Source organism: Streptomyces sp. NPDC048612 (assembly GCF_043199295.1).
Lineage (GTDB): Bacteria > Actinomycetota > Actinomycetes > Streptomycetales > Streptomycetaceae > Streptomyces.
In genome coordinates, this window is record NZ_JBICVV010000018.1 from 121938 (window position 1) to 146167 (window position 24230).

25 protein-coding genes are annotated in these 24230 nt (G+C 74.2%); 12 read left to right on the forward strand and 13 right to left on the reverse strand.

The genetic code is table 11. From position 1 onward, the window contains the following. Nucleotides 1–103: 103 nt before the first annotated feature. Together ACGFN2_RS25120 and ACGFN2_RS25125 are read right to left on the reverse strand one after the other, a co-directional pair. Entirely contained in the window at nt 104–760 is a 657-nt protein-coding gene (locus ACGFN2_RS25120; protein WP_362603514.1) for a class F sortase, read from the reverse strand. 17 nt (nt 761–777) lie between these two features. Continuing rightward, nucleotides 778–1602 carry a hypothetical protein gene (locus ACGFN2_RS25125; protein ID WP_362603515.1) on the reverse strand — a complete coding sequence of 275 codons (825 nt, stop codon included), beginning with the start codon at nt 1600–1602 and terminating at the stop codon, nt 778–780. Nucleotides 1603–2077: 475 nt separating this feature from the next. Between ACGFN2_RS25125 and ACGFN2_RS25130 the strand changes: the two genes are divergently transcribed. Next, a complete protein-coding gene (locus ACGFN2_RS25130; protein WP_393364101.1) occupies nt 2078–2791 on the forward strand; it encodes a DUF4232 domain-containing protein in 714 nt (237 codons plus the stop codon). Between the two features lie 139 nt (nt 2792–2930). On the opposite strand, the gene ACGFN2_RS25135 is transcribed toward ACGFN2_RS25130, so the two are convergent. The 3 genes from ACGFN2_RS25135 to ACGFN2_RS25145 all read right to left on the reverse strand — a co-directional run bounded on the left by ACGFN2_RS25135 (nt 2931) and on the right by ACGFN2_RS25145 (nt 5493). Beyond that, nucleotides 2931–3737 carry a S1 family peptidase gene (locus ACGFN2_RS25135; protein ID WP_393364104.1) on the reverse strand — a complete coding sequence of 269 codons (807 nt, stop codon included), beginning with the start codon at nt 3735–3737 and terminating at the stop codon, nt 2931–2933. A 23-nt stretch (nt 3738–3760) separates the two neighbouring features. Continuing rightward, the gene (locus ACGFN2_RS25140) at nt 3761–4564 is read right to left on the reverse strand and encodes a S1 family peptidase (protein WP_393364107.1); all 804 of its coding nucleotides are present in this window, start codon (nt 4562–4564) and stop codon (nt 3761–3763) included. A gap of 191 nt (nt 4565–4755) precedes the next feature. Further along, on the reverse strand, nt 4756–5493 hold the full coding sequence (locus tag ACGFN2_RS25145; protein WP_393364110.1) for an alpha/beta fold hydrolase: 738 nt from the start codon (nt 5491–5493) through the stop codon (nt 4756–4758). An 83-nt stretch (nt 5494–5576) separates the two neighbouring features. On the opposite strand from ACGFN2_RS25145, the gene ACGFN2_RS25150 reads away from it, so the two are divergent. The 4 genes from ACGFN2_RS25150 to ACGFN2_RS25165 all read left to right on the forward strand — a co-directional run bounded on the left by ACGFN2_RS25150 (nt 5577) and on the right by ACGFN2_RS25165 (nt 10083). Further along, on the forward strand, nt 5577–6551 hold the full coding sequence (locus ACGFN2_RS25150) for a helix-turn-helix transcriptional regulator (RefSeq protein ID WP_393364113.1): 975 nt from the start codon (nt 5577–5579) through the stop codon (nt 6549–6551). A gap of 166 nt (nt 6552–6717) precedes the next feature. Continuing rightward, complete coding sequence (locus tag ACGFN2_RS25155) at nt 6718–7584, forward strand: helix-turn-helix transcriptional regulator (protein ID WP_393364116.1); 867 nt, start codon at nt 6718–6720, stop codon at nt 7582–7584. 109 nt (nt 7585–7693) lie between these two features. Next, the gene (locus ACGFN2_RS25160) at nt 7694–8452 is read left to right on the forward strand and encodes an SDR family NAD(P)-dependent oxidoreductase (RefSeq protein WP_393364119.1); all 759 of its coding nucleotides are present in this window, start codon (nt 7694–7696) and stop codon (nt 8450–8452) included. Further along, nucleotides 8449–10083, forward strand: a complete 1635-nt coding sequence (locus tag ACGFN2_RS25165) for an MFS transporter (protein ID WP_393364122.1) — start codon at nt 8449–8451, stop codon at nt 10081–10083. Before ACGFN2_RS25160 ends, ACGFN2_RS25165 begins: the two co-directional genes overlap by 4 nt. Here the strand turns inward: ACGFN2_RS25165 and ACGFN2_RS25170 are convergent. After that, nucleotides 10062–10793: an SDR family oxidoreductase gene (locus ACGFN2_RS25170; protein WP_393364125.1), complete on the reverse strand. Its 732-nt coding sequence runs from the start codon at nt 10791–10793 to the stop codon at nt 10062–10064. The two genes, ACGFN2_RS25165 and ACGFN2_RS25170, sit on opposite strands and share 22 nt — an antisense overlap. Nucleotides 10794–11095: 302 nt before the next feature. Here ACGFN2_RS25170 and ACGFN2_RS25175 point away from each other — a divergent pair, with 302 nt between their 5' ends. Next, the gene (locus ACGFN2_RS25175; protein ID WP_393364128.1) at nt 11096–12697 is read left to right on the forward strand and encodes an MFS transporter; all 1602 of its coding nucleotides are present in this window, start codon (nt 11096–11098) and stop codon (nt 12695–12697) included. 75 nt (nt 12698–12772) lie between these two features. Here ACGFN2_RS25175 and ACGFN2_RS25180 read toward each other — a convergent pair whose 3' ends face one another. The 3 genes from ACGFN2_RS25180 to ACGFN2_RS25190 form a co-directional block, all read right to left on the reverse strand. Then, nucleotides 12773–12967, reverse strand: a complete 195-nt coding sequence (locus ACGFN2_RS25180) for a CsbD family protein (RefSeq protein ID WP_362603534.1) — start codon at nt 12965–12967, stop codon at nt 12773–12775. A gap of 126 nt (nt 12968–13093) precedes the next feature. Continuing rightward, on the reverse strand, nt 13094–15151 hold the full coding sequence (locus ACGFN2_RS25185) for a helix-turn-helix domain-containing protein (RefSeq protein ID WP_393364131.1): 2058 nt from the start codon (nt 15149–15151) through the stop codon (nt 13094–13096). Nucleotides 15152–15220: 69 nt separating this feature from the next. After that, the gene (locus ACGFN2_RS25190) at nt 15221–16015 is read right to left on the reverse strand and encodes a 3-hydroxybutyrate dehydrogenase (protein WP_393364134.1); all 795 of its coding nucleotides are present in this window, start codon (nt 16013–16015) and stop codon (nt 15221–15223) included. A 243-nt stretch (nt 16016–16258) separates the two neighbouring features. On the opposite strand from ACGFN2_RS25190, the gene ACGFN2_RS25195 reads away from it, so the two are divergent. Further along, nucleotides 16259–16798, forward strand: a complete 540-nt coding sequence (locus ACGFN2_RS25195) for a hypothetical protein (RefSeq protein ID WP_362603539.1) — start codon at nt 16259–16261, stop codon at nt 16796–16798. A 33-nt stretch (nt 16799–16831) separates the two neighbouring features. Here the strand turns inward: ACGFN2_RS25195 and ACGFN2_RS25200 are convergent, their stop codons facing one another. The 3 genes from ACGFN2_RS25200 to ACGFN2_RS25210 form a co-directional block, all read right to left on the reverse strand. Next, nucleotides 16832–17335: an NUDIX domain-containing protein gene (locus tag ACGFN2_RS25200; RefSeq protein WP_393364137.1), complete on the reverse strand. Its 504-nt coding sequence runs from the start codon at nt 17333–17335 to the stop codon at nt 16832–16834. A gap of 66 nt (nt 17336–17401) precedes the next feature. Further along, nucleotides 17402–18019 (reverse strand): hypothetical protein, encoded by a 618-nt coding sequence (locus ACGFN2_RS25205; RefSeq protein ID WP_393364140.1) that lies wholly within the window; start codon nt 18017–18019, stop codon nt 17402–17404. Nucleotides 18020–18113: 94 nt separating this feature from the next. Continuing rightward, on the reverse strand, nt 18114–18953 hold the full coding sequence (locus ACGFN2_RS25210) for a glutamate racemase (RefSeq protein ID WP_393364144.1): 840 nt from the start codon (nt 18951–18953) through the stop codon (nt 18114–18116). A gap of 156 nt (nt 18954–19109) precedes the next feature. Between ACGFN2_RS25210 and ACGFN2_RS25215 the strand changes: the two genes are divergently transcribed. Beyond that, a complete protein-coding gene (locus tag ACGFN2_RS25215) occupies nt 19110–20258 on the forward strand; it encodes a glycosyltransferase (RefSeq protein ID WP_393364181.1) in 1149 nt (382 codons plus the stop codon). 21 nt (nt 20259–20279) lie between these two features. Here ACGFN2_RS25215 and ACGFN2_RS25220 read toward each other — a convergent pair whose 3' ends face one another. Then, a complete protein-coding gene (locus ACGFN2_RS25220; protein ID WP_393364147.1) occupies nt 20280–21635 on the reverse strand; it encodes a TerD family protein in 1356 nt (451 codons plus the stop codon). 246 nt (nt 21636–21881) lie between these two features. Between ACGFN2_RS25220 and ACGFN2_RS25225 the strand changes: the two genes are divergently transcribed. The 4 genes from ACGFN2_RS25225 (at nt 21882) to ACGFN2_RS25240 (ending at nt 24183) form a co-directional block, all read left to right on the forward strand. Further along, entirely contained in the window at nt 21882–22337 is a 456-nt protein-coding gene (locus tag ACGFN2_RS25225; RefSeq protein WP_362603548.1) for a DUF6643 family protein, read from the forward strand. Between the two features lie 47 nt (nt 22338–22384). Next, on the forward strand, nt 22385–23209 hold the full coding sequence (locus ACGFN2_RS25230) for an MOSC domain-containing protein (protein WP_393364150.1): 825 nt from the start codon (nt 22385–22387) through the stop codon (nt 23207–23209). A 52-nt stretch (nt 23210–23261) separates the two neighbouring features. Beyond that, nucleotides 23262–23417, forward strand: a complete 156-nt coding sequence (locus ACGFN2_RS25235; RefSeq protein ID WP_393364153.1) for a hypothetical protein — start codon at nt 23262–23264, stop codon at nt 23415–23417. A gap of 172 nt (nt 23418–23589) precedes the next feature. After that, nucleotides 23590–24183 (forward strand): hypothetical protein, encoded by a 594-nt coding sequence (locus ACGFN2_RS25240; RefSeq protein WP_362603553.1) that lies wholly within the window; start codon nt 23590–23592, stop codon nt 24181–24183. The last annotated feature ends 47 nt before the right edge of the window (nt 24184–24230 follow it).

Genomic DNA, 24230 nt, shown 5'->3' on the forward strand with positions numbered 1-24230 from the left:
GCGGGCGGACCGGCGCCCCGGCGCCGGCGGATCACACCGGCGCAAGGTGGCCCGGCGCCCGTGCGGGGGCGCCGGGCCACCGGCCGGAGCTGCGCGGATCGGGCTATGCGCGGCCCGTGAGGCTGGCGAACACCACCACGTTGTCGGGGTAGTAGTGCTTGCCCTCGTCGTACTCACCACCGCAGGTGATCAGACGGAGGCCCGCATGGTCGAGGTTCTTGTACACCTCGACCGTGGGGAACTTGTTCTTCGGGTACTGGGCGACGCGGTCCACGGTGAACTTCGCCGTCTTGCCGTCCTGCCGGTCCACCTCGATGGTGTCGCCGCGCTTCATCGACGACAGCTTGTGGAACACCGACGGGGTGCCGTTCCAGGAGACATGACCGGCGATCACCGCCGGTCCCTGGGAGCCGGGGGTCGGCCCCGGCCGGTACCAGCCCGCCTTGTCGGGGTCCCGGGGCGTCTGCATGGTCCCGTTCTTCTTCTGTCCCAGCGTCTCCAGCGTGGAGGAGACCTGGAGCGACGGGATGGAGAGCCGCTGCGGGGCCGACTTCGGCATGCTGGCGGCGGCCTTGCTCCCGGAGCCACCGCCCGGCGCCTGGTCGTCGGGCTGCCCGGCGCCGTCCGGCTGCTGCCCCGCGGGGAGCGACTGGGGCGGCGCGGCGTCCTGCCCGCCGCATCCGGCGAGGAGCACGGCCGACAGGGCCGTGGCGAGGGCGTAGCCGGTGGCGCGGCGGCCCCGGCGGCGTACGGTGCTCATGGTGTCCTCGCTCCGGCTCACGCGGCGGCCCCGTTGTCCCCGGCGCTCGCGGCCGCGAGCCCGCTCCTGCGGCGCCGCGCGAAGGCCAGCGCACCGGCCGCCGCCACGAGGGCGCCCCCGCCGGCGCCCAGCACCGCGGCCGGCACCCCGTTCTCCTCGGCGGGCCCGGTGCCGGTCTCGACGCCGCCGACCGGGATGGAGCCCACCGCGGCGCCCAGGACCTCACCGCAGTTGGTCGGTGCGGTGGCCTCCTGGGGGAGCTTGGGGTCGAGTTCGCTCTTGCCGGCCCCCTCGAAGTCGTACTTCTTGTTGTCGTTGCGGTCGATGCCGTGCTGCACGATGTGCAGGTCCTTGATGTGGTCGACCACGTCCTGGGAGACGGCGAGGGTGCGCTCGTACTGGAGCTTGCCCTGCGCGTCGGCCACCGGCATGCGGTCGACGGCGAGACCGCTCTTCATGTCCGTGGGCCCCTTGGTGGTGAGCGAGATGTTGATGTCGCCGTAGTCGACCGTGGCTTCGGTGTTGTTGAGGACGCCGTCGCCGTTCGTGTCGTCGCTGGCGTCCGGGCAGTGGAAGTCATGGCCGTCGGTGGAACCGTGCAGATGCTGGGCGGAGGGCTGTCCGGGGACGAGCCCCTCGGACTCGATCTTCACGGTCAGCCGGTTGCCCTGGAGGCTGAGCATCGCCGTGCCCTTGGAACCGGAGTCGTTCAGCTGCGCCAGGTTGATCTGGAACGCTCCGGTGCCCTGGGCGACGGCCTGGGACGAGGCGCCTGCGGTGAGGGCCAGGGCGGCGGGCAGGGTGACGAGTACGGCGAGGCGGCGGGTGCGCTTGGCTATCACGATCGTTCCTTTTCCGGCGGCCTCCACGGAGGAGGGGGGACCGCACGTCGTCCGGGTTCGACAGCAACACCTCGGCGAGGTGTCGACCGTGATTCGGAGCCGCAACGCCCGCGGATGGGTGGCGGATTGAAAAATTTTCCGACGGCCTCTCCCGAGCCCCTCTCCCGGGCCCCTCGCCCGCTCCCCTGTTCGCTCCGCCATTCCAGGACAGCGTTCCAGGGGGCGGTCATTCCCCCAGGTCAACTGCTGTTCCAGCGTTCCGGCTTCTCGCATTCTCGCGGATTCGTTGGTATCCGGGCGGACACCCCGCAGGCTGTGGAGCAGCACCACGAGACGGGAGATGCCATGCGAACCCGCTGGTGTACCAGCGATGTCGTCGCCATCGCCGTGCTGATCATCTGTGCCGCGGTCGTAGGCCTTCTGATCAACCACCACTGAGACCCAGAACCCACCTGCTAGGAGAAGTCACATCACCATGCGCACCATCCGATCCCGCACCGCAGCCGCCGCCGTCGCCGTCGTCCTCGCGGGCCTGTCCCTGACCGCCTGCGACGGTGACACCGAGGCGGCGTCCAGCGCCCCGTCCGCGGCGGGGCCGGGTTCCGGCACCACGGGCGGATCGGGCGGCGAGAACGGCACGTCCGGCAGCTCCGGCGCGTCCGGCAAGGGAGAGGGGTCCGGCTCCGGGCAGGGCTCCTCCGGCGGCAAGGGCGGCTCCTCCGGGAAGACCGGCGGCACCGGGAAGGACGGCGGCACCGCGAACAGCGCGTCGGACGCCTGCACCGGAGACAACGTCAAGACCACGGTCAGCAAGGTCACGCGCCCGCTCAACCACGTGCTCATCAAGATCACCAACAGCGGGTCGCAGGCCTGCAACGCCTACGGCGCGCCCCTCCTGGGCTTCGACGGCGACCAGGCGGCGACCCGGATCAACGAGGACAGCAAGCCGCAGTCCGTCCTGAGCGTCGCCCCGGGCAGCTCCGCCTACGCCTCGGTCGCGCTCACCGGCGAGCCCGGCGAGAGCACCGGTGGCACCGTCAAGCAGCTCACGGTGCACTTCGCCTCGCGGAGCGGCTCCGGTTCGGTGGGCTCCCCCGCGAAGCTCGCCCTGCCCGCGGGCACCCACAAGGACGACAACGCCTCCGTCACCTACTGGCAGAGCTCGGCGTCGGACGCGCTGACGTACTGACCAGCCTTCGGCCGGCCGGCGGCCAGCCGGCGAACGGTCATTGATCCGTTGTTGATCGATGACCGTTCGCCGACTGAAGCCGGGCTGCTCCGTGGCGCATCCAAGGCCATCCATGGCCGTCCCGTTCCCGGCGCCGCCGTCAGCGGAGTTGCCGGGCGATCTCGCGGGAGTAGGCGGAGACCCGGGTGTAGACGCCGGGCGTGGGGGTGGCGGTGTCGCCCTGGAGCAGCCAGCTGACGATCCCGATCAGCTTGCCGCCGGCGACCAGCGGGCCACCGCTGTCGCCTTCGGCGTGATGGGCACCGGCGACCGGATCGTTGGCGCAGACGTGCATTTTCGGGTCGAAGTCGCCCCAGGGGCTGAGCCGTTGACAGGTCCGGTCGGGAAGGACCCGCAGGTCCGCCGCCCGCAGCAGGTTCGCCTGGCGGTCCTCGTAGTCCAGCAGGCCCCAGCCGTGGACCCGGGCACGGGTGCCGGGGCGGTACGGTCCGGTGTCGGCGGCGGTGGCCACCGGCAGCGGGGTGTAGCGCGCCGGCATCGGCTTGTCGAGGGTGAGCACAGCGACGTCGTTCTCCAGGTGGCGGCCGAAGCGCGGATGAATCCAGGCCTTGGTCACCTTGCGCATCCGGCCGTCGTGGCGGCGCAGGTCGGTACGGCCCGCGACCACCCCCAGATCGGTCGCTGCCTCGTCCACGACGCAGTGGGCGGCGGTGACCACCTTCGTCGGCCGGACCAGGGTGCCGCCGCAGAACTGCCCCGAGCGCGGGTAGCCGTCGGTCTGCCGCCAGAGGTTGAGGGTGACCGCCCAAGGGGCCACCGCCGTACTGGTCCGGTGGCCGCCGACGACGGCCTGGGCGGGGTGCGCCGGCAGCACCGCGAGTCCGCCGGCGATGAGCGCCAGGAGACCTGCCAGGGCCGGCCACCGCGTGTACCTGTGTCGTGTCATCCGGAAACTCCCTCCCTGCCCGGCTATCCGGCGATCCGGCTCTGGAGCAGCGCGTAGTAGGAGGCCGTCTTCACCGCGACGCCCGGGTAGCGGCGGCTGGTGCAGCTGCCGCCGCCGCTGATGACGCCGACGAGCCGCCCCTTGACCACGACCGGTCCCCCGCTGTCCCCGGAACAGGCACTGACTCCGCCCGCCGGGTAACCGACGCACATCGTGAAGGACTTGCGGTATCTGCGGGTGCCGTACGCCGTGACGCACTGCTCGTCGCCCCTGTTGGGTATCAGCGCGGTCTGCAGCGGCGGCACCGTGGTGTCGTCCTCGCGGCCCGTCGTGGAGCCCCATCCCAGGACCCTGTTGGGCGCGCCCTCCTCGTACAGCTTCTGCTGCGCCGGGGTGGCGAGCGGCAGAGTGCGGTACGGCATGGGGGCGTCGAGGGTGAGGACGGCGAGGTCGTGGGCGTAGGTCGCGCCGTTCCCCTCGGTGTCGGCCCTGGGGTGTATCCAGAGTTTCGACACCTTGCGCACGGTGCCCTTTCGGGTGCCCCTCAGGTCCTCCCGTCCGCCGACCACACGCACCCTGTCGACGGTGGCCGGGCTGACGCAGTGGGACGCGGTCAGCACCTTGCGCGGCGCGACCAGTGTGCCCGCGCACTCCGGCTCCTTGACGTCCTGCGACGTCAGAGCCACGGTCCAGGGGTACTTCCCGATGTCGGCCCGGTCTCCGCCGACGACCGCGGCGGCGGGCGGGGCGCCCTGCAGCACCAGCGCCGCACCCGCCAACACCGCGCCCGCCAGGGCGCCCCGGCCTCTTCGCCTCGCTTTGCCCATCAGTCCTCCAGTGGCGATCGAACAAAGTCGTCCAGGGAGAGGCCGGGGACACCGGCGCGGTTGCCTTGCCCGTCCGGGCGCCCGTATATGGCCGGCATGCGCCAGGCCCCCTTGACACGCCACGAGCGACAGCCGGCTCGCAGGGCACACGACAGACCGGCCCCTTGGCCGTCAGGACCGGGAAGAGACGCTCAGGAAGAGACGACCGCGTCGAGGGTCTCGGCGAGTTCGACGGGCGTGGACAGCATGGGCCAGTGCCCGGTGGGCAGGGCGAAGTGCCGCCACGGGGGCTGGTTGAGGAAGGCCAGCGCCGGCGTCCCGGCATCCAGCACGGCCTTGGCATCGCGGCAGGCGACCACCACACGGTCGACGCCGGGAGCGGGCTCGACGGGGCGGGTCAGCCGCTGGGCGAACGTAGCGATCGGCTGGGGCGTGGCCCGGGCGCGCAGAAGGCCGAGCTGCTCCTCGTCGAGCCCTTCGAGGGTGCTCATGGCGCCGAGCAGCTCGAAGGGCGGCAAGGGCAGCCGCCATCCGTCCCCGTGTTCGGCGACGAGCTTGTGCAGGCGGTCCACCACGTCGTCCGGCATGACGTCGAGCAGGCAGGTGCCCTCGGCGAAGGGTGCGCTGTCGACGTAGACCAGGCGTTCCAGTCGTGCGCCGAGACGGCCGGCGGCGCCGGTGACGGGGACCGCCGCGTAGCTGTGCGCCACGAGGGTCACCTGGCTGAGGTCCTGCTCCTCGACGAACGCGGTGATGTCGTCGATGTGCGTGTCCAGGCCCACCTCCGGGGTGGCGAGGGCGGACCGTTCGCCCAGGCCCGTCAGCGTCACCGGCAGCACCGTGTGCCCACACTCGCGCAGCGCCTGGGCAGTGGCCTCCCAAGCCCAGGCTCCGAGCCAGGCGCCGGGGACGAGTACGAAGGTAGCCATGCGGTTTCTCCTTGGATTCAGGGGGTTGCCGCGAGAGTAGGCTTCATACAGGACAGTTTCCGCCCTGAAATGCCGAGTGATCCATGTCATATCCCCTGACGCGTGTGCTGGCCCTGCTGGAGCTCCTCCAGACACACCCGGGCCTGACCGGGGCACAGCTGGCGGACCGCCTGGGGGCCGACGTGCGCACGGTGCGGCGGTACGCGGCCCGGCTGCGCGAGCTGGGCATCCCGGTGGAATCGGTCCGCGGCCGCTTCGGCGGCTACCGGCTGGCCCGCGGCTACCGGATGCCGCCGCTGATGCTCACCAACGAAGAGGCCCTCGTGGTCGTGCTGGGCCTGCTCGCCGGGGAGCGCCTGGGCATGAGCACCACCGCCCCGGCCGGCGCCGGCGCCCTCGCCAAGATCGAACGCGTACTGCCGGACCCGCTGCGCGCACCGCTGGCCGCCATGCGGGACACCTTGTCCTTCACCGCCGCCACCGTGCTCGCGCAAACCCCCGAGGCGGGCGTCCTGCTGACCCTGGCGCAGGCCTGCCACTCAGGTCACACCGTCGCCCTGCGCTACCGCTCCTGGCACCAGGAACACACCGAGCGCGAGGTCGACCCGTACGGGGTGGTCTTCCACTCCGGCTGCTGGTACCTCGTCGGTCACGACCACCTCCGCGCCGGCCTGCGCACCTTCCGCATCGACCGGATCGCGTCCGCCACGACCGGCGCGGCCGCCTTCACCGCCCCCGACGACTTCGACCCGGTGGCCCACCTCACCGCGTCCCTGGCCCGGACACCCGCACCGTGGCAGGTCGAGGTCCTGATCGAAGGCCCCATGGAGGACGTCGCACGCCGGCTGCCCCGTACGATCGCCACCCTCACGGACACCCCCACCGGCGTACTGATGCGCGCGCAGGCCGCACAACTGGACAGCGTGGCCCGCCTGCTCGCCTCCCTGGAATGGCCCTTCACCGTCCACCGCCCCACCGCACTGCGCCAAGCGCTCAGGGACCTGGCCCACCAGCTCACGGCCGCCGCCGATCGCCCCTCCGGGGACCCGGCGCCGTAGCCACCGGGCCGGCCGGCAGTGGAGTCCCGCCGCGGGCCGCCGGCGGTGTCCGGCATGCGGGCCTTCCGAGCGCGCCTCCGCCGCGCGGACGCCAACTCGACCGAGAAGAGCGGAGGTTGGAGGCGGCAGCGGGCATCGGCGCGGGCCAGGCGCTTAGCATGGCCGTATGGAGGTCTCGAAGCTGTCGGCCGAGGCGCGGCGGCGACGCAGCGCGGAGATACGGGCGTTCCTGCGCTCACGGCGGGCGCGGCTGACGCCCGCGGACGTGGGCATGGCGGCGGGGAGCGGGCGCCGTACACCGGGTCTGCGGCGCGAGGAGGTCGCGGTGCTCGCCGGGGTGGGGGTGTCCTGGTACACCTGGCTGGAACAGGGGCGCGACATCAACGTGTCGGCCGAGGTGCTGGAGGCCGTCTCCCGTGTGCTGCGGCTGGACCCCGTCGAGCGTGCGCACCTCTACCTGCTCGCCGGGCTGAACCCACCGCAGGCCGCGCCCGCGGACCGCGGCGTACCGGCCGGCATCCGCCGGGTCATCGACGGCTGGCTGCCGCGGCCCGCGTACGTCATCGACCGGCACTGGAAGCTGGTCGCCGTCAACCGGGCCGCCCAACTGGTCTTCGGCTACGGCGAGCTGGACCACAGCTGCCTGGTCAGCTTCTTCACCAACGCGCACTTCCGGTCCGTGCTGTGCGGCTGGGAGGAGGCGGCGCGGCAGATCGTCGGACTGTTCCGTGCGGACGCGGCGCGCTATCCGGACGATCCGGAGTTCGGCCGGCTCGCGGAGGACATGTGCGCCGCCAGCCCCGCCTTCGCCGCGGTCTGGGCCGAACACCCGGTGGGCGCCGCGGCCGAGGGCGTCAAGTCGCTGGTGCACCCCGCCGTGGGAGAGCTGTCGTTCGCCTACACGATGCTGCCGGTCTCCGATCTGCCCGGCGCCCGGCTGCTGCTGTACACCCCGGCGGAGGGGTCACCGACCGAGGCCCGGGTGGCCGGCCTGCTGGACGCCGGCGCACCGGCCGCGGTTCCCGCCCCGTAGGGCTTCGCCCGGCCGCGGGGCGGCAGCCGGGCGCGGTGAGGGTGGTGGTGACAGACCCAGGCTCAGCCGACACTGCCCGGCCGGTCCGCGCCGCCGCAGGATCGTGGTCATGCAGCGATTCACGAACAAGACAGCACTGATCACTGGCGGCACCAGCGGCATGGGACTCGCCACGGCACGGCGGCTCCTGGACGAGGGTGCGTACGTCGTCATCACCGGCCGCGACCAGGAACGCCTCGACGCGGCGGTCGCCGGACTCGACACGGTGGACGGCCGCGTGCTGGCAGTGCGGGCCGACGCCGCCTCGTTGACCGATCTCGACGCGCTGATGCGCCGGATCGAGAGCTGGCGCGGCACGCTCGACGCCGTCTTCGCCAACGCCGGGACCGGTGTCTTCAAGCCGACCGCGGAGATCACCGAGGCCGACTTCGACCGCACCGTCGACGTCAACTTCAAGGGGGTGTTCTTCACCGTGCAGAAGGCCCTGCGGCTGGTGCCACGCGGTGGCGCCGTCGTCATCAACGCCTCCTGGACCCTCTACCGCGGGCTGCCCGTCGCCTCGGTCTACTCCGCCAGCAAGGCGGCGGTCCACAACCTCGCGCGCACCATGGGGTCCGACCTCGCCGCGCGCGGTATCCGCGTCAACTCCGTCAGCCCCGGCTATATCGACACCCCGATGTGGCGCGGTGCCAACCCCCACCCGGACTCCGAGGCCCGCAACTCCGCCGAGGTGGCGCTGGGTTCACTCGGCCACCCGGACGAGGTCGCCGCGGCCGTCGCCTTCCTCGCTTCCGATGACGCCGCGTACATCACCGGCCAGGACCTGGTCGTCGACGGCGGTCTCGTCGGCTCGGTGCCGGCCGCATGAGACTCACGGACAGCGCTCCGCCCCGGCGGACGGAGCGGCGGCGGAGGGCAGCGCCCGTGCTGGCCGCCGTCCTGCCGGCCCTGCTGATCCTGCCGACGTCGGTGACGGGCTCGGGCGTGGCGCTCCCCGCCATCGGCCGGGAGACCGGCGCCCCGCTGGCCGCCCTGCAGTGGGTGGTGCACGGGTACAACCTCACCTTCGCCGGCGCCCTGCTGGCCTGCGGCTCGCTGGCCGATCTGTGGGGCAGACGACGGGTGTTCGGGGGCGGCGCCGCTCTCTTCACGGTGGCGTCCACGATGAGCGCGGCAGCGCAGGACATCCTGCTGCTGGACGCGGCACGCGCGCTGGCGGGGCTCGGCGCGGCCGCGCTGCTGACCAGCGGCAGCTCGCTGATCGGCGAGACCTTCGAAGGGCGGGCCCGCAGCCGCGCGTTCGGGGCGGTCGGCATCACCACGGGCGCCGGGCTCGCACTCGGGGCGATGGCCGCCGGAGCGGTGACCGACCTGCTGGGCTGGCGCGCCTTCTTCTTGCTGCACGCGGCGCTGATGGCGCTGGTGTGGTGTGCGGTGCCGCTCCTGCCGCGCGGCGGGACGGCAGGGCGCGCCGCTCGTGGCCGTCGTCCGGCCGGGCGGGGAGACACCCGGGACTCCCGCCCGATCGGAGTGGACCGGGCCGGCACCGCCACCTTCTCCGGCGGGCTCCTGCTGCTGATGCTCGCCGCGGTCGAGGGGCCGCAACGGGGCTGGGGCAGCGTCGGAGTGCTGGGTCTGCTGGCGGGTTCGGTGCTGCTGCTGGCGGCCTTCGTGCAGGTGGAGCGGCGGGTACGGCACCCCATGCTGGACCTGCGGCTGCTGCGCAACAGGCAGTTCACGGCGCTGTGTCTGATCCCCGTCGTGGCGAGCTTCTCCTTCGTCCTCCTGCTGCCGCTGCTGCCCAACTACCTGCTGGTGGCGAACGGTTCCTCCAGCCGGGAGGCGGGAAGCACCATGCTGCTGATGACGCTGCCGATCCTGGCGGCCCCGGTGGCGGCCACCCGGCTGCTGCGCCGGGGGCTGACGCCCCGGAGCGTGTTCGGGCTGAGCCTGGTGTGTCTGACGGCGGGCGTGGCCTGGCTCGCCGCCGTGCTGGAACCGGGGGTGTCGCCGGGAGCCCTGGCCGCTCCCCTGATCACCCTGGGGTTCGGACTGGGCCTCAACTTCGGGCTGGTGGACGGAGCGGTCCTCGATGTCGTCGCCCCGGAGGCCATGGGCGCCGCCGCGGGCTTCCTGAACACCCTGCGGCTCGGCAGCGAGGCCCTGGCCATCGCGGCAGCGAGCGCGGCCCTCGTCAACCTCGTACGGAACAACCTCGACGCCGGGTTGGCCAGGTTCCCCTCGTATGACGGCACCTCACGCGACCTCGCCAACAGCGTCGGCGCCGGCGACCTCTCCGGCCCGCTCTCCGGGCTGCCCGCCGCCGCGCGGCCGGACTTCGCCGCCTGGGTGACGCACGGCCTCACCGACGCCTGGCAGACGGTGCTGCGGGCGAGCGCGGTGGTGTGTGCGGTGCTGTCGGTGGCGATCTACGTCCTGCTGGGCGGGCGCCCGGCGGAAGCGGGCGGCCGGGCGGATCAGGCGAGCCAGTCGGTGTAGTGGGTGGGGGCGATACGTGCGTCGCCCTTGGTGGTGAGCACATCGCCGTCGACGGCGGCGAACATGCCCGCGGTGTCGTCGGTGACGACCGTGCGCCCGTCGGGCCGGGCGTTCAGGGTGATCCGGCCGAGTTCGTCGAGGGGATGGACGTCGGGCCCGCCGACGTCGAGCGTCCCGTTCAGAGGGGAACCGGCGGCGACCTCGGCGACGGTGTCGGAGACGTCCTGCGCGGCGATCGGCTGGAGCGGGGTGGTGGACAGGCGGACGGTGTCGCCCTCGGTGGACCAGGACATGACGGCGTCGATGAACTCCATGAACTGGGTGGCGCGCACGATCGAGTAGGGGATCGGCCCGGCCTTGAGGAGGTCCTCCTGCAGGGCCTTGGCACGGTAGTAGGCGAGGCCGGGCACCTGGTCCACACCGACGATCGACAGGATGACGAAGTGCCCCACCCCGGCCTGGTGGCCGGCGGCCAGGAGGGCGTCCATCGAGGCCCGGAAGAAGGCGGCAGAGGCCTCGTCGAAGGTCGGCGAATTCGTCAGATTGACGACACAGTCGGCCCCGGCCACCGCCTCCGCCACCCCCTGCCCGGTGACCGCGTCGACACCCGTGGACAGCGAGTGCGGCACGGCCTCGTGCCCGGCGTCGTTCAGCTTCCTCACGACCTGCGAACCGATCAGACCGGTACCACCGATGACTGCGCACTTCATGAGGCACCTTCCGTCGCACGCCGATAGGTCATGCGTCCAGATTGCGGCGAGGCGGTGCAGGGCGCACGCCGGTCCATGTCCGTCTGGGTATGGAGGGTGGCGTTGCGCGCCAATGGGATCACTGAGGGCGACGGAGGTAAGGGGAATCCCTGGGAACGGCGGTGGTTGCCGCGCCGCGCAGTAGTGCCCGCGCGCACCGTCGAAGCCCGAAGTGTGGCGTCCCGCCACATGGGCGCCCGGCGTGCGCCTTCCTACGGTGTGCGACACGACAACGCCCCCGCCCTCGTCAGGAAGTGATGCCGATGCCCGCCCCCGCGACCGCTCCACCAGCCCCCGCCGGCCTCAGGCGGATCGTCGCCGCCAGTCTCATCGGCACCACCGTCGAGTGGTACGACTTCTTCCTCTACGGGACCGCCGCCGCGCTGGTGTTCAACAAGCTGTTCTTCCCGGGGTCCGATCCGCTGGTCGGGACCCTCCTGTCGTTTCTGACGTACGCGGTGGGCTTCGCGGCCCGGCCCCTGGGGGCGCTGGTCTTCGGGCATTACGGGGACCGGCTCGGGCGCAAGAAGCTGCTGGTGCTGAGCCTGCTGCTGATGGGGGGCGCGACCTTCGCGATCGGGCTGCTGCCGACCCATGCGACGGTCGGGACGGCGGCGCCGGTGCTGCTGACCGCGCTGCGGCTGGTGCAGGGCTTCGCGCTGGGCGGTGAGTGGGGCGGCGCGGTGCTGCTGGTGTCGGAGCACGGGGACGCCCGGCGGCGCGGGTTCTGGGCGTCCTGGCCGCAAACCGGCGCACCCGCGGGGCAGTTGCTGGCCACCGGGGTGCTGTCGGCGATGACGGCGCTGGTGTCGGACGCGGCGTTCGTGTCGTGGGGGTGGCGGGTGCCGTTCCTGCTGTCGGGCGTGCTGGTGGTCGTGGGGCTGTGGGTGCGGCTCTCGGTGGACGAATCGCCGGTGTTCCGGGACGCGTTGGCGCGTGCCGAGGCCCGGCGGGCGGAGGGCGGCGCGCTGGAGAGGATGCCGCTGGTGGCGGTGCTCCGGCATCACTGGCGGGACGTGCTGGTCGCGATGGGCGCGCGGATGGCCGAGAACATCTCGTACTACGTGATCACGGCGTTCGTGCTGGTCTACGCGACCTCGCAGACCGCGCTGGCGCCGCAGACCGCCCTGAACGCCGTACTCCTCGCCTCGGCGCTGCACTTCGCGGTGATCCCCGCCTGGGGCGCGCTCTCGGACCGGATCGGGCGCCGGCCGGTCTCTCTGCTGGGCGCGGCCGGTGTCGGCGTCTGGGCGTTCCCGTTCTTCGCGCTGGCGGACACCGGCCGGTTCGGGCCGCTGCTGCTCGCGGTGAGTGTCGGGCTGGTCTTCCACGGTGCGATGTACGCGCCGCAGGCGGCGTTCTTCGCGGAGATGTTCGCGACCCGGATGCGGTACTCGGGCGCCTCGATCGGGGCCCAGTTCGCCTCGGTCGCGGCCGGAGCGCCCGCCCCGCTGATCGCGACCGCGCTGCTCGCCGACTACGACAGCCCGACGCCGATCGCCCTGTACGTCATCGCGGCCGCGGTGCTGACGCTGGTCGCGGTGGGCGTGGCGCGGGAGACCCGCAGCCGGGACCTCGCCGCGGTGGACGCGGACGCGGTGCCCGGCGCGGGCCGCACGGCCGCGCCGGGCCCCCCCCCCCGGGGGGGCGCCGGGGGGGGCGGGGGGGGCGGGGGCCCGCCGGGGCGGCGGGGGGGGGGGGGGCCCGGGCGCGGCCGGGGGGGGGGGGGGGGGGGGCGGGGGCCCCCCGCCGCGGGCCCCCCGCCGGGGGGGCCGCGCCCGGGGGGCCCGGCGGGGCCCCCCCGCCCGCGCGGGCCCCCGCCGACGGGGCGTCCTCGGCGGTGCCCGGCGGGGCCTGAGACCTGATGTACGGCGGGGGCGTGGCGGGCCCGGGACGCTCCGGGAGACGGGGCAGCAGGTCCGCCACGCCCCCGCCGGCCGTCAGGAGCGGCTCTTGCCCTTCAGGGAGTCCTTCATCCCCTGGAGGTTCTCCTTGGCGTCGCTCATCGCGCCCTTGGCCCGGCCCTTCGCCTCGTCGGTGCGGCCCTCGCCCTTCATCCGCTCGTCGCCCGTCAGCTTGCCGGCCTTCTGCTTGGCCTTGCCCTTCATCTTGTCCATCGCGCCCTTGTCACCCATGTCGCGCTCCTCTGTCCGTGGGGGGAAAGCTTCGGCACCACGCTGCCGCAGGTCGCGGCGGTGCGCACCCGGAGGAGGCCATCGGTAGGGAACCGCCCGCGGGGACGGCGTGGACCGCCGCCCCCGTTACGCGCCGGTATCGCCCGCCACGGCGGCGGAGAGCTGGTGCAGCCGCAACGCCAGCTGGATCTCCAGGGCGCGGGCCGGGCTCTGCCAGTCGGGGCCCAGCAGCCGGCTGACCCGGTCCAGTCGCTGCGCCACGGTGTTCACATGGACGTGCAGCGCGTCCTTGGTGCGGGCCGGGCTCATTCCGCAGGCGAAGTAGGCGCCGAGGGTGCGCAGCAGTTCCGTACCGCGGCGGGCGTCGTAGGCGGTGACCGGGCCGAGCGTGCGGTGCACGAAGCCGTCCACGTCGCGGGTGTCGGCGAGCAGCAGGCCGAGGAAGCCGAAGTCGGCGGCGGCCGCGCCCTGTCCGGTCCGGCCCAGCGCCCGCAGCGCCTCCCGGCAGCGGCCGGCCTCCGCGTAGGCGTCCGCGACCGCAGCGGGGCGGGCGGCGGGGGCCGCGACCGGTGCCGAGGCGCCGACCGTGACGGGCAGCCGCAGCGCGGCACCGAGCCGGTCGGCGGCCTCCCGGGCGGCGTGCGCCGGGTCGCCGTCGGGGCCGAGCGGCAGCAGCAGGACGGCACCGCCGTCCCGTACGGCGGCCAGGCCCCGGCGGGTGGCGGCGAGATGGGAGGCCGCCGACCACAGCCGACGCCGGTCCGCGCCATGGGAGCCGGCGTCGTGGGAGCCGCTGTCGTGGGAGCCGGTGTCTTCGGAGCCCGCGTCGCCGGGCGGCGGGGCGTCGGGACGGGCGGCCAGCACGACATGCGGCGCGTCCAGGTCGGCGCCGACCCGGGCGGCCCGCTCCCGGAGCAGCCGGGGGTCGCGGTCCGCGGCGTTCAGCAGGTCGTCCAACAGCTCGCCGCGCACCCGCTGTTCGGCCTCACCGGCGGTCCGCCGGGCGAGCAGGAGCAGCGAGGTGACCATCGCGGCCCGCTCCAGGGTCCGCCGGTCGACCGGGTCCAGGGCCTGGTGTCCGCGCAGCACGAGGGCGCCCAGCACCTCACCGCCCGCCCCGACCGCCGCGACCCAGTCCGCACCGTCCCGTACGGCGTGCCCGTCGGCGCGCGGGCGGCCCAGCGCCCCGGCCGGTGCCCCGGCGGGCTCGGTGAACTCGACCTCGCCGTCCAGGACTTCCGCGACCGCGGCGGCGACGTCCTGGACCCCGCCGCCGCGCAGCACCAGTTCGGTCAGCCGGTCATGGACGTCCGCGGCGCGCTCGACGGCCGCGCTGCGGTCGCGGATGATCTCGTTCGCCGCCTCCAGTTCGGTGAGCGTCTTACGGGTCTCGGCGAGGAGGTTGGCGGTGTCGAGGGCGACGGCGGCGCGGGCCGCGTGGGCGGCGAGCAGCGCGATCTGGCCGTGCTCGAAGACCCGCTCGCGCCGGTCGGCGGCGAAGAGCACCCCGATCACCCCGCTGCCGAGCATCAGCGGCACCCCGAGGATCGCCACCAGCCCCTCGTCCTGGACGCCGGAGTCGATGGTGCGGGTGTGCCGGAACCGCGCGTCGTGGAAGTAGTTGTCGGTGACGTACGGCCGGGCGGTCTGTGCGACCAGACCGCCCAGGCCCTCGCCCATCCCGAGCCGCAGCTGCTGGAACCGCGCCGAGACCGAGCCGTCGGTGACCCGCATGTAGGTGTCGCCGGCGGACGGGTCGTTGAGGGTGAGGTAGGCGACCTCGGTGCCCAGCAGGGAGCGGGCCCGGCGCACGATCGCGCGCAGCACCGCGTCGAGGTCGCGCAGCCCGGCCAGGTCGTGCGCGGTGGCGTGGAGCGCGGACAGTTCGGCCTCGCGGCGCCGGCGGTCCTCCAGTTCGGCGCGCACCCGCAGCGCGTGGAGCTTGGCCCGCTCCAGGGCGGCGAGCCGGCCGGCGGAGGCGCCCTCGGCGCGGGCGCGCAGCACCGGGCGCTCGTACTCCCCGGCCGGGGCGCCGGTGGCCAGCAGGCCGAGGAAGGGGGCCTCGGCCGGATCGTGGGCGGGATCGCCGGCCGGTATGCCCTCCGGGCCGTACGGAACGGGTGCCGGGCGCGGCGTGTGCACGGGCTCGGGGCTCGGCTCGGGCGCCGGCTGTTCGGTGGGCATGGTCACAAGGGATACCTCCGGGTCCGCGCGGTGCGCCAGCCTCCGGCGGCCGGGGACGGGCGGGGCCGCTCAGTGCGCGGTCCAGCCACCGTCCAGGGCGAGCGAGGTGCCCGTCACGAAGGACGCCTGCGGGGTGCACAGATAGGCCACGGCCTCGGCGACCTCCGCCGGTTCGAGCAGCCGCTTGAGGGCGGAGTCGGCCAGCAGGATGTCGGCCAGCACGCGCTCCTCGGGGATGCCGTGGGCGGCGGCCTGGTCGGCGAGCTGCCGTTCGACGAGCGGTGTGCGGACATAGCCGGGATTGATGCAGTTGCTGGTGACGCCGTGCGCGGCGCCCTCCAGGGCCGCGGTCTTGGACAGCCCCTCCAGGCCGTGCTTGGCGGCCACGTACGCGGACTTGAAGGGGGACGCCCGCAGTCCGTGCACGGAGGAGATGTTGATGACGCGGCCCCAGCCCCGCGCGTACATATGGGGCAGCGCGCCCCGCAGCAGCCGGAAGGGGGCCTCCAGCATCACGGTCAGGACCTGGTGGAAGACCTCCGGCGGGAACTCCTCGATGGGGCGGACGAGCTGGAGGCCGGCGTTGTTGACGAGCAGGTCGGTGCCGGCCGCGGCCCGCTCGGCGGCGTCCAGGTCGGTCAGGTCCAGCGGGCACGGTTCCACCCGGCCCCGGGAGCCGTTCGGGTGGTCCGCCACGAGGCGGGCCAGACCGTCGGTGTCCCGGTCGAGCGCGCGCACCGTCGCGCCGGCCGCCGCCAGCCGCAGCGCGCAGGCGCGTCCGATGCCACCGGCCGCGCCGGTGACGAGGGCGGTACGGCCGTCGAGGTCGAGGGATACCGGGCCTGGGGTGCCGATCACGGTCATGTCCGCACCCTAGGCAGCGGCCGGCCGGGGACCGATGTGGTGCGGCACCACACTTCGGGGGCCGGGTGTGGCGGCTGCCCCTGCCGGAGACGGGCGCCACCGTTCCGCGCCCGGGAGCGGCGGGTGCCCGGCCCGGTGCGCGTCACCCGATCGGCCCTCCCGGATCGCCCGGCGCCCCGCGGACTCCTAGCCTCGTACGACGCGGCGTGCCGTCTGCGCACCGCCGCCACCAGGGAGGCCGACATGCGGAGGCTCATCACCGTGCCGACGGTGCTGTTCGCACTGTCCGCCGCGGGCTGCGGGAGCGCGGACGGCGGCCAGGACACCACGGCCGCGACCTCCTCCCCCACGGGCCGGACACCGGGCTCCGCCTCCCCCACCGTCCCCGGACAACCGGTGAACTGCGGTGAACTCCCCGACGCGCTGGGCACGGAAGGGGACGTCACCCTCTTCGCCGACCCCGGGGCCGGGGGCACAGTGGGCTGCGGGGAGGCCCGCTCGGTGATGTCCGAGTTCTTCACGCGGGCGCCCGGGGAGGCACGGGACGACCGGGGCACGCTCTCCGTACGGGGCTGGCTCTGCCGGTACGAGAGCGGCCCCACCGGCACCTGGATCACCACCTGCCGCAAGGACAAGCGGGAGATGCACACCGAGGAGCCGCCCGGCGGCAACACGGTCCCGGGTCCCTCCGACGAGCCCGGTGCCCCGGACGAGTCCGAGCTGCCCCCGCTGCCCGACGGCTCCTCGGACCCGCTGGACGAGCCGTCGACGGAGGAGCTGTAGCCCGGCGGTCTCCCGGAGCGGTCCGCCGCGGGTTCAGGCCCCGGGGTGCCGGCCCGGCTCCTCCTGCTCGATCCCGTGGAACCATGTCGGCCCGGCCTCCAGCGCCCGCTTGATCCGGGTCAGGGCGTACTCCTTCAGCTCCGGCAGGGCGTCCACGGCGAACCAGCCGACCTCCAGCGACTCGTCGTCGTTGACCCGCGCCGCCCCGCCGACCGCCCGGCAGCGCAGCGTCACGTCCATGAACTGGCAGATGTCGCCGTTGGGGTAGTGGGTGGGCGGCATGGTCTCGACGAGGACGACGCCCTCGGGGACGACCCGCACGGCGGTCTCCTCGTAGACCTCCCGCACCGCGGTCTCGGCGGGCTGCTCGCCGGGCTCGGGGATGCCCCCGATCACCGACCAGCCACCGGTGTCGGCCCGCTTGCCCAGCAGGACACGGCCCTCGTCGTCGAAGACGACCGCGCTCACCCCGGGCAGCCAGAGCAGCTGTCGGCCGATGGAGTTCCGGAGATCACGGATGAAGTCGGGGGTAGCCATGGTCCCGACCCTACGGGACGTCCCCGGCCCGGCGGGCGCCCCCGAGCGCCCCCGGCGGCGCGGCGCTCAGGTGCCCGCCGGGCTTCCCTCGCGCGGCCGGAGCCGGCCCCGGATGGCCCGGACGGCGCCCTCGGCGTCGTCGACGGTGACGGTGAAGGTCATCCCGTCGCCCAGCCGGAGCACCACGCCCTCACCCCGGCGGACGACCACGGCCGTGCCCTGCTCGGGGCGCCAGCGGTAGCCCCAGCCGCCCCAGTGGCGGGGGGTGACCTGGGGGGTGAAGTCGGCGCCGACGACGGTGTCGAGCGGAATGCGGCGGCGCGGCACTCCTATATGGCCGCACCGCACCTCCATGCACTCCTTGTCGACGCGTACCGCGACATGGACGAAGGCGAGCGTGCCGAAGAGCACCAGCAGACCGGCCGCGACACAGCCGACCACCGACATCACCAGGGGCGCGCGGCCCGAGGTCCAGTTGCTCTCGACGGCGAGCAGGATGCCCAGCGCCAGGCAGGCCGCGCCGATCGCGGCCAGCAGCCACTGGATGCGGTTGGTGGCGCTGCCGTGCCAGACCTCGGGGATCTCGGCATGGGAGCCGCCGGCGGGGCGCGCTCCGCTGTCGGCGCCGTCGGTGTTGCCGTGGTTGCCGGGGGCTGCTGCCCCCTCGTGGGGGTGGTCCCTCATGGAACGCAGCGTACGCGTCTTCGCACACCATGGCAGTGCGCCGGACGGCCTCGTTCCGCCCCGGGTTGCGGGACCCGCGACGGCCTGGGTGACGTCAGCGCCGGGCCGCGGCCCCGGCCGCCGGAACCGCTGCCCCGGCGCCCTCCGGCGCCCGGTCCGTGCCGCTCCGGGCGAGCAGCCGGCCCTCGGCGTAGGCGAGCGCGGCGGCCGGCAGCCCGGCAGGGCGGCCGCTGAGGATCACGCTGAGGCCGCCGGTCGGGGCGGCCGCCGGGGCCGGCTCGGCGCCGATACGGCGCAGCGCCTGGGCGGCGACCGCCTCGGCGGAGCCGTGCAGGGTGAGCGCGGGGGCCCCGGGCTGCTGGAGGACCCCACGGATGCGTTCGGCGACCAGCTCGTAGTGGGTGCAGCCCAGGACGACGGTGCGGACGTCCCGTGGGGTGCGGTCGGCGGCGACCGCGAGCGCGGCGTCGATCGCGGCCTCGTCGGCGACCTGCACCGCGTCGGCGAGCCCCGGGCAGGGCACACCGGTGATGTCCACGCCGTGCCCGAACCGGTCGATCAGATCGCGCTGGTAGGGGCTGCCCGTGGTGGCGGGGGTGGCCCAGATGGCGACGGGGCCGCCGCCGGCCGCCGCGGGCTTGATCGCCGGGACGGTGCCGATGACCGGGATATCCGGTTCCAGTTCGGCGCGGAGGGCGGGCAGCGCGTGCACGGACGCGGTGTTGCAGGCGACGATCAGGGCCTCGGGGCGGTGCGCGGCCGCCGAGCGGGCCACGGCCAGCGCATGGGCGGTGACGTCGTCGGGGGTGCGGGGGCCCCAGGGCATCCCGTCGGGGTCGGAGGAGAGGACCAGATCGGCGTCCGGCCGCAGTCGCCGCATCGCGGCGGCCGCCGCGAGCAGCCCGGTCCCGGAGTCCATCAGCGCGATCTTCACCCGGACACCTTACTCAGCCGCCCGCCGGGCTTGTCATACCGGGCGGAACGGACGCGCGGCCCCGGCGGCCGCTCCGCTCCCCTTCTCCCCTCCACGACACCGTGGCGATGGCCGCGGGGCGACGGGGCGGTGCGGCAGACTGCGGCCGTGGGAGCGATGGAGTGGATCGGTGCCGGGTCCCTGCTGACCTGGGTGTGGCTGCTGCTGGGCCAGGGCTTCTTCTGGCGGACGGACGTCCGGCTGCCGGCCCGCCGCGATCCGGAACGCTGGCCGTCGGTGGGCGTGGTGGTCCCGGCGCGGGACGAGGCGGCGGTGCTGCCGGACAGCCTGCCGTCGCTGCTCGGACAGAAGTACCCGGGCCGGGCGGAGGTGTTCCTGGTCGACGACGGCAGTACGGACGGGACCGGCGCGCTGGCCCGGAGCCTGGCGGCCGCGCGCGGCGGACTGCCGCTGACGGTGTCCGCTCCCGGCGAGCCGGAGCCGGGGTGGACGGGGAAGCTGTGGGCCGTACGGCACGGGATCGCGCTGGCGCGGGAGCGCCTCACGCCGGAGTACCTGCTGCTGACCGACGCGGATATCGCCCACGAACCGGACAGCCTGCGGGAGTTGGTGGCGGCGGCCCGGTCGGCGGAGCTGGACCTGGTCTCGCAGATGGCGCGGCTGCGGGTGGTGACGTTCTGGGAGCGGCTGATCGTGCCGGCGTTCGTGTACTTCTTCGGGCAGCTGTATCCCTTCCGGTGGGTCAACCGGCCCGGCGCGCGGACCGCGGCCGCGGCCGGCGGCTGTGTGCTGCTGCGGCGGGAGGCCGCGGAACGGGCGGGCATCCCGGAGACGATCCGGCATGCGGTGATCGACGATGTGACGCTGGCGCGGGCGGTCAAGCGCGGCGGCGGCCGGATCTGGCTGGGGCTGGCGGACCGGGTGGACAGCGTGCGGCCGTATCCGCGGGCGGCCGACCTGTGGCGGATGGTCTCGCGCAGCGCGTACGCGCAGCTGCGGCACCGGCCGTCGCTGCTGCTCGGCACGGTCCTCGGGCTCGCCCTGGTGTATCTGGCGCCACCCGCCACGCTGGCGGCCGGACTGGCGGGCGGCGACCCGGTGCTCGCGGCGACCGGCGGCGCGGCCTGGGCGGTGATGTGCGGGACGTATCTGCCGATGCTGCGCTACTACGGACAGCCGCTGTGGGCAGCACCCCTGCTGCCCTGCACCGCGCTGCTCTATCTGCTGATGACGGTGGACTCGGCGGTACAGCACTACCGGGGGCGCGGGGCAGCATGGAAGGGCCGGACGTATCCGGCGCCGTGAGCCACGCCCCGGCGCCGCCGCTCACTTACGGGCCGGTGACCAGTCGAGACCCCAGCCGTAGGCCTGGTCGACGGTGCGCTGGGGGCTGACTCCGGGCTCGGGGACGAGGTAGCGGGCCTCGCGCTGGACGACGAGCTCGCCGCCGGTGTGGGTGATCAGGGCCAGCGCGCAGACGTTGGAGGGCACCGTGCAGGCGTCCAGGGTGAAGTCGACCGGGGCGCCGTGCTGCGGCTGGAGGGTGACGGTCGCGCTCAGCCCCTCGAAGCTGCGGGCGCCGGCATAGACGGTGACGAAGATCAGGACGCGCTTGATGCGGTCCTGGTGGTCGAGGTTGAGGGTCAGGTTCTCGCCGGCCGCGACGGCGCCGGTGCGGTCGTCGCCGTCGAGCTGGATGTACGGCGGGGCGTGCAGCGCGCCGAAGTTGTTGCCGAGCGGATGGACCACGCCCGCGGCGCCGTCGGTGAGTTGGTACAGCGCGCACAGGTCGAGGTCCAGCTCCCCGGACGACGGCAGCAGCGCGCCGCGGGCGCCCATGGCCTCCAGCGCCTTGCGGCCGAGCTTCTTGCCCAGCCGCTTGCCCGCCGAGCCGCCGCTCCAGTTGAGGTTCACCCGCAGCGCCCCTGAGGTGCCGCCCTGCTTCGTCAGGGAGACCGCCGGGGCCGCCTTCGTGAGGGTCACCTTCGTCAGACGCACGGGCGGGGGCGCGGCGGCGGGCGGCGTCATCGGCGGCGCGGGCGCCATGGCCGGAGGCGCGGCGGGGGCGGCGGGGGCCGGAGCGGGCGCGGCGGCCGGGGGCTGCGGCACCGTGGCCTGCGGCACCGTGGCCTGCGGCGCCGGGGGCTGCGGCGGCGCCGGTTCCTCGACGCTGATGCCGAAGTCGGTGGCCAGCCCGGCGAGCCCGGTGTCGTACCCCTGCCCCACCGCACGGAACTTCCAGGCGCCCTGGCGCCGGTAGAACTCGCCGAGGACGAAGGCGGTCTCGCTGCCGGCGTCCCGGCTGTCGAAGCGGGCGAGTTCGGTGCCGCCCGCCGCGTCCAGCACCCGGACGTGCAGCCCCGGGACACTGCCGAAGCTGCCGCCGTCGGCGGAGGCGGCGAGCACCACCGTGTCGACGGCGGGCTCGACGGCGGACAGGTCGACGGCGAGGTGGTCGGTCATCGCCCCGCCGGCCGGGCGCTTGCCTTCGTGGCGTACGGCTCCGGAGGCGTGCACGGCCTGGTTGTAGAAGACGAAGTCCCCGTCGTCGCGGACCTTTCCGGACACCAGGAGCAGGGCGGAGGCGTCCACGTCCGGTGCCCCCGGTGCCGCCTGCCAGCCCAGTTCGACCCGGACCGCCGGGGCCGGAACCGGAACGTTGCTGCCCTTGAGCATCGACATCGCCGCGCCTTCCTCTCGTCCGCCGTGCCCCGTCAGTGGTGGCCCCTCCAACCTACGTGGCCCCTGTCGTCCCGAACGCCCCTTGTTCACCTGCGAGAAGCGGGGTCTTTACAGGATTCCTACGGGCGATCGCGACCGATTTCCACAGGTTCGCTCCCATTGGTGCTCCTGGGCCACTCCGAACACCTGAAACAACCCTCTTTCCAGACTCCCCAATCGGCACATCGTGGGCTTAACTTAAGAGGCATGACCTCCCCCCGCTCTACCTACGGCGGCGGCTACTACGCTTCGCCCTCCTTCCCGGACACCCCGATCTACGACAGCCTCGTCGCCGAGCGCGGCACGCCGCAGATCGCCCCGATCCGGGTGAACCCCTCCCCTTACGACACGGGCTCGTCGTATCTGCCGGCGCTGCCCTCGGCGCTGCCGGCCCTTCCGGCCGCGCCCTCCCACCCCTCGCCCGGGCAGGGGTACCCAGGAGCCGCCGCGCAGCCGGTGGCCCCGCTCCAGCAGGCCCCGGCGCCGTACATCCCGCAGCAGGCGGGCACCACCCGCGGCTATCCGTCCCCGCAACAGCAGCAGCCCCAGCGCCCGTCCATGGGCACGGGGTACGAGGCGATGCGCCCGGCCGCTCCGGTCGCGCCGCGCCCCGCCGCGCCCTACGACGACCCGTACGGCCGCCAGTACCCGCGCGGTTACTGACCCGGCCGACCGGTCAGGGGTCCGGGGCGGCTGGCAGGATGGCAGGCATGTCCAAGCCTGCGCTCCAGTCGATCCGCCTCTACCCGGTCAAGTCGATTGCGGGGATCTGTCCCGGCGAGGCGGTCGTGGAGCCGTGGGGGCTCGCCGGGGACCGACGCTGGCTGCTGGTGGACGCCGCGGGCCGGCAGCTCACCCAACGGCAGCAGCCGGCGCTGTCGTTGGCGCGCGCCGAGTGGCTGCCGGGTGGCGCCCTCGGGCTGACCGCGCCCGGGAGGAAGCCACTGGCGGTCGCGGTACCCGCACCCGGGGAGACGGTCCCGGTCGAGGTCTGGGCGGACGAGGTCGAGGCGGTGCCCGCGGGGCCGGAGGCGGACGAGTGGTTCAGCGGCTATCTGGGCGTCGCGTGCCGGCTGGTGCATCTCGACGCCCCGGAGCGGCGCCGGCCCGTCGACCCGGCGTACTCCGCGCCCGGTGACACGGTCAGCTTCGCCGACGGCTTCCCGCTGCTGCTGACCACCGTCTCGTCACTGGACGCCCTCAACTCGCTGATCGCGCAGGGCGACCACGCCGACGAGGGCCCGCTGCCCATGAACCGTTTCCGGCCCAATGCGGTCGTGGACGGCACCGCGCCCTGGGCGGAGGACGACTGGCGGCGGGTCCGTATCGGCGAGGTGGTCTTCGACGTCGCCAAGCCCAGCGCACGCTGCGTGGTCACGACCACCGACCAGCTCACCGCCGAGCGCGGCAAGGAGCCGCTGCGGACCCTCGCCCGCCACCGCCGCTTCGGTGACCGGCTGGTCTTCGGCCAGAATCTGATCCCCCGTGGGGCCGGCACGATCCGCATCGGCGACCCGTTCGAGATCCTCGCCTGACGGGCCGGCACACCTCCGCGGCGGCCCCCCCGGCCGGCGGGCCGCCGCGGAGGTGATCCCCGAGCTGCTGCCCGGCCTGGACGGCGCGCCGAAGGGGCGTGGGCCGTGGCTCGCGCGCCAGGTGGCGGACCGGTCCGCGGTCACCGGCGGGGCACCGGGGACGGACGCGGCGGGCGCCGTGGTGACGGTGGCGGTACGGCTGCGCTGACCGGGCGGGATACCGGTCCGGCGGGCCCGGCGCGAGCGGTCCGGGGACTCGTTCCGTACGTCCGGGAGATGCCCTTTGTACCCGGTGATGTTGCTCTCTCTTCGCAGAACTCTCGCGTGGACCACCCCTGATGCGGTATTCACGGACACGGAGAGGGGCAACGATGCGAGCGATGAGAGGCGTGTGGCGCTGGCGGCGCAATCCGCTGCGGCGCCGGACCGATCGGATCGAGGCCTGGGTGGCGCTCGTCGCGGCCCTCCTGATCGTCCTCGGGTCGACCTCCACGGGCTGGCTCGCCGGCCGGACCGCGCAGGACACGCTGCGGGAGACCGTACGGCGCCAGCACCAGCAGCGGCAGCTGGTGTGGGTCACGGTCGACCGGCTGCTGTCGCGGGCCCCGCTCGACCCCGACCCGGAGACCTCCTCGCAGCGCGACGCGCACCGCCGGGTCCTCGCCCGCTGGACGGCCCGGGACGGCAGCGCGCACCTGGGACGGCTCGCCGCGCCCCGCCCGGTGGAGACCGGCGAACGGTTCCGGATCTGGACGGACGCGCGGGGCCGGGTGGTGCCGCGGCCGATGGACACCGGCACGGCCGACACCCATGCGGTGCTGGCCGGGCTGGGCACCACGGCCGGGGTCGGCATGATGATCGAGGGCGCCCGGCGGATGATCGTCTGGCAGCTGATGGTGCGTCGCTTCCGCCGCTGGGACCAGGAGTGGAAGCGCGCGGGACAGGACTGGGGACGGGCCGACACGGGCAGCTGAGCGGCTGCCCGGCAAGGGGGCCGACCGTGTCAACTCCCGCCCGCCGG

Excerpts from the sequence above, each read along its gene's own strand:
- ACGFN2_RS25120 (WP_362603514.1), bottom strand. The coding sequence starts at position 760 with ATGAGCACCGTACGCCGCCGGGGCCGCCGCGCCACCGGCTACGCCCTC.
- ACGFN2_RS25130 (WP_393364101.1), top strand. The coding sequence starts at position 2,078 with ATGCGCACCATCCGATCCCGCACCGCAGCCGCCGCCGTCGCCGTCGTC.
- ACGFN2_RS25135 (WP_393364104.1), bottom strand. The coding sequence starts at position 3,737 with ATGACACGACACAGGTACACGCGGTGGCCGGCCCTGGCAGGTCTCCTG.
- ACGFN2_RS25140 (WP_393364107.1), bottom strand. The coding sequence starts at position 4,564 with ATGGGCAAAGCGAGGCGAAGAGGCCGGGGCGCCCTGGCGGGCGCGGTG.
- ACGFN2_RS25145 (WP_393364110.1), bottom strand. The coding sequence starts at position 5,493 with ATGGCTACCTTCGTACTCGTCCCCGGCGCCTGGCTCGGAGCCTGGGCT.
- ACGFN2_RS25150 (WP_393364113.1), top strand. The coding sequence starts at position 5,577 with ATGTCATATCCCCTGACGCGTGTGCTGGCCCTGCTGGAGCTCCTCCAG.
- ACGFN2_RS25155 (WP_393364116.1), top strand. The coding sequence starts at position 6,718 with ATGGAGGTCTCGAAGCTGTCGGCCGAGGCGCGGCGGCGACGCAGCGCG.
- ACGFN2_RS25160 (WP_393364119.1), top strand. The coding sequence starts at position 7,694 with ATGCAGCGATTCACGAACAAGACAGCACTGATCACTGGCGGCACCAGC.
- ACGFN2_RS25165 (WP_393364122.1), top strand. The coding sequence starts at position 8,449 with ATGAGACTCACGGACAGCGCTCCGCCCCGGCGGACGGAGCGGCGGCGG.
- ACGFN2_RS25170 (WP_393364125.1), bottom strand. The coding sequence starts at position 10,793 with ATGAAGTGCGCAGTCATCGGTGGTACCGGTCTGATCGGTTCGCAGGTC.
- ACGFN2_RS25175 (WP_393364128.1), top strand. The coding sequence starts at position 11,096 with ATGCCCGCCCCCGCGACCGCTCCACCAGCCCCCGCCGGCCTCAGGCGG.
- ACGFN2_RS25180 (WP_362603534.1), bottom strand. The coding sequence starts at position 12,967 with ATGGGTGACAAGGGCGCGATGGACAAGATGAAGGGCAAGGCCAAGCAG.
- ACGFN2_RS25185 (WP_393364131.1), bottom strand. The coding sequence starts at position 15,151 with ATGCCCACCGAACAGCCGGCGCCCGAGCCGAGCCCCGAGCCCGTGCAC.
- ACGFN2_RS25190 (WP_393364134.1), bottom strand. The coding sequence starts at position 16,015 with ATGACCGTGATCGGCACCCCAGGCCCGGTATCCCTCGACCTCGACGGC.
- ACGFN2_RS25195 (WP_362603539.1), top strand. The coding sequence starts at position 16,259 with ATGCGGAGGCTCATCACCGTGCCGACGGTGCTGTTCGCACTGTCCGCC.
- ACGFN2_RS25200 (WP_393364137.1), bottom strand. The coding sequence starts at position 17,335 with ATGGCTACCCCCGACTTCATCCGTGATCTCCGGAACTCCATCGGCCGA.
- ACGFN2_RS25205 (WP_393364140.1), bottom strand. The coding sequence starts at position 18,019 with ATGAGGGACCACCCCCACGAGGGGGCAGCAGCCCCCGGCAACCACGGC.
- ACGFN2_RS25215 (WP_393364181.1), top strand. The coding sequence starts at position 19,110 with ATGGAGTGGATCGGTGCCGGGTCCCTGCTGACCTGGGTGTGGCTGCTG.
- ACGFN2_RS25220 (WP_393364147.1), bottom strand. The coding sequence starts at position 21,635 with ATGTCGATGCTCAAGGGCAGCAACGTTCCGGTTCCGGCCCCGGCGGTC.
- ACGFN2_RS25225 (WP_362603548.1), top strand. The coding sequence starts at position 21,882 with ATGACCTCCCCCCGCTCTACCTACGGCGGCGGCTACTACGCTTCGCCC.
- ACGFN2_RS25230 (WP_393364150.1), top strand. The coding sequence starts at position 22,385 with ATGTCCAAGCCTGCGCTCCAGTCGATCCGCCTCTACCCGGTCAAGTCG.
- ACGFN2_RS25240 (WP_362603553.1), top strand. The coding sequence starts at position 23,590 with ATGAGAGGCGTGTGGCGCTGGCGGCGCAATCCGCTGCGGCGCCGGACC.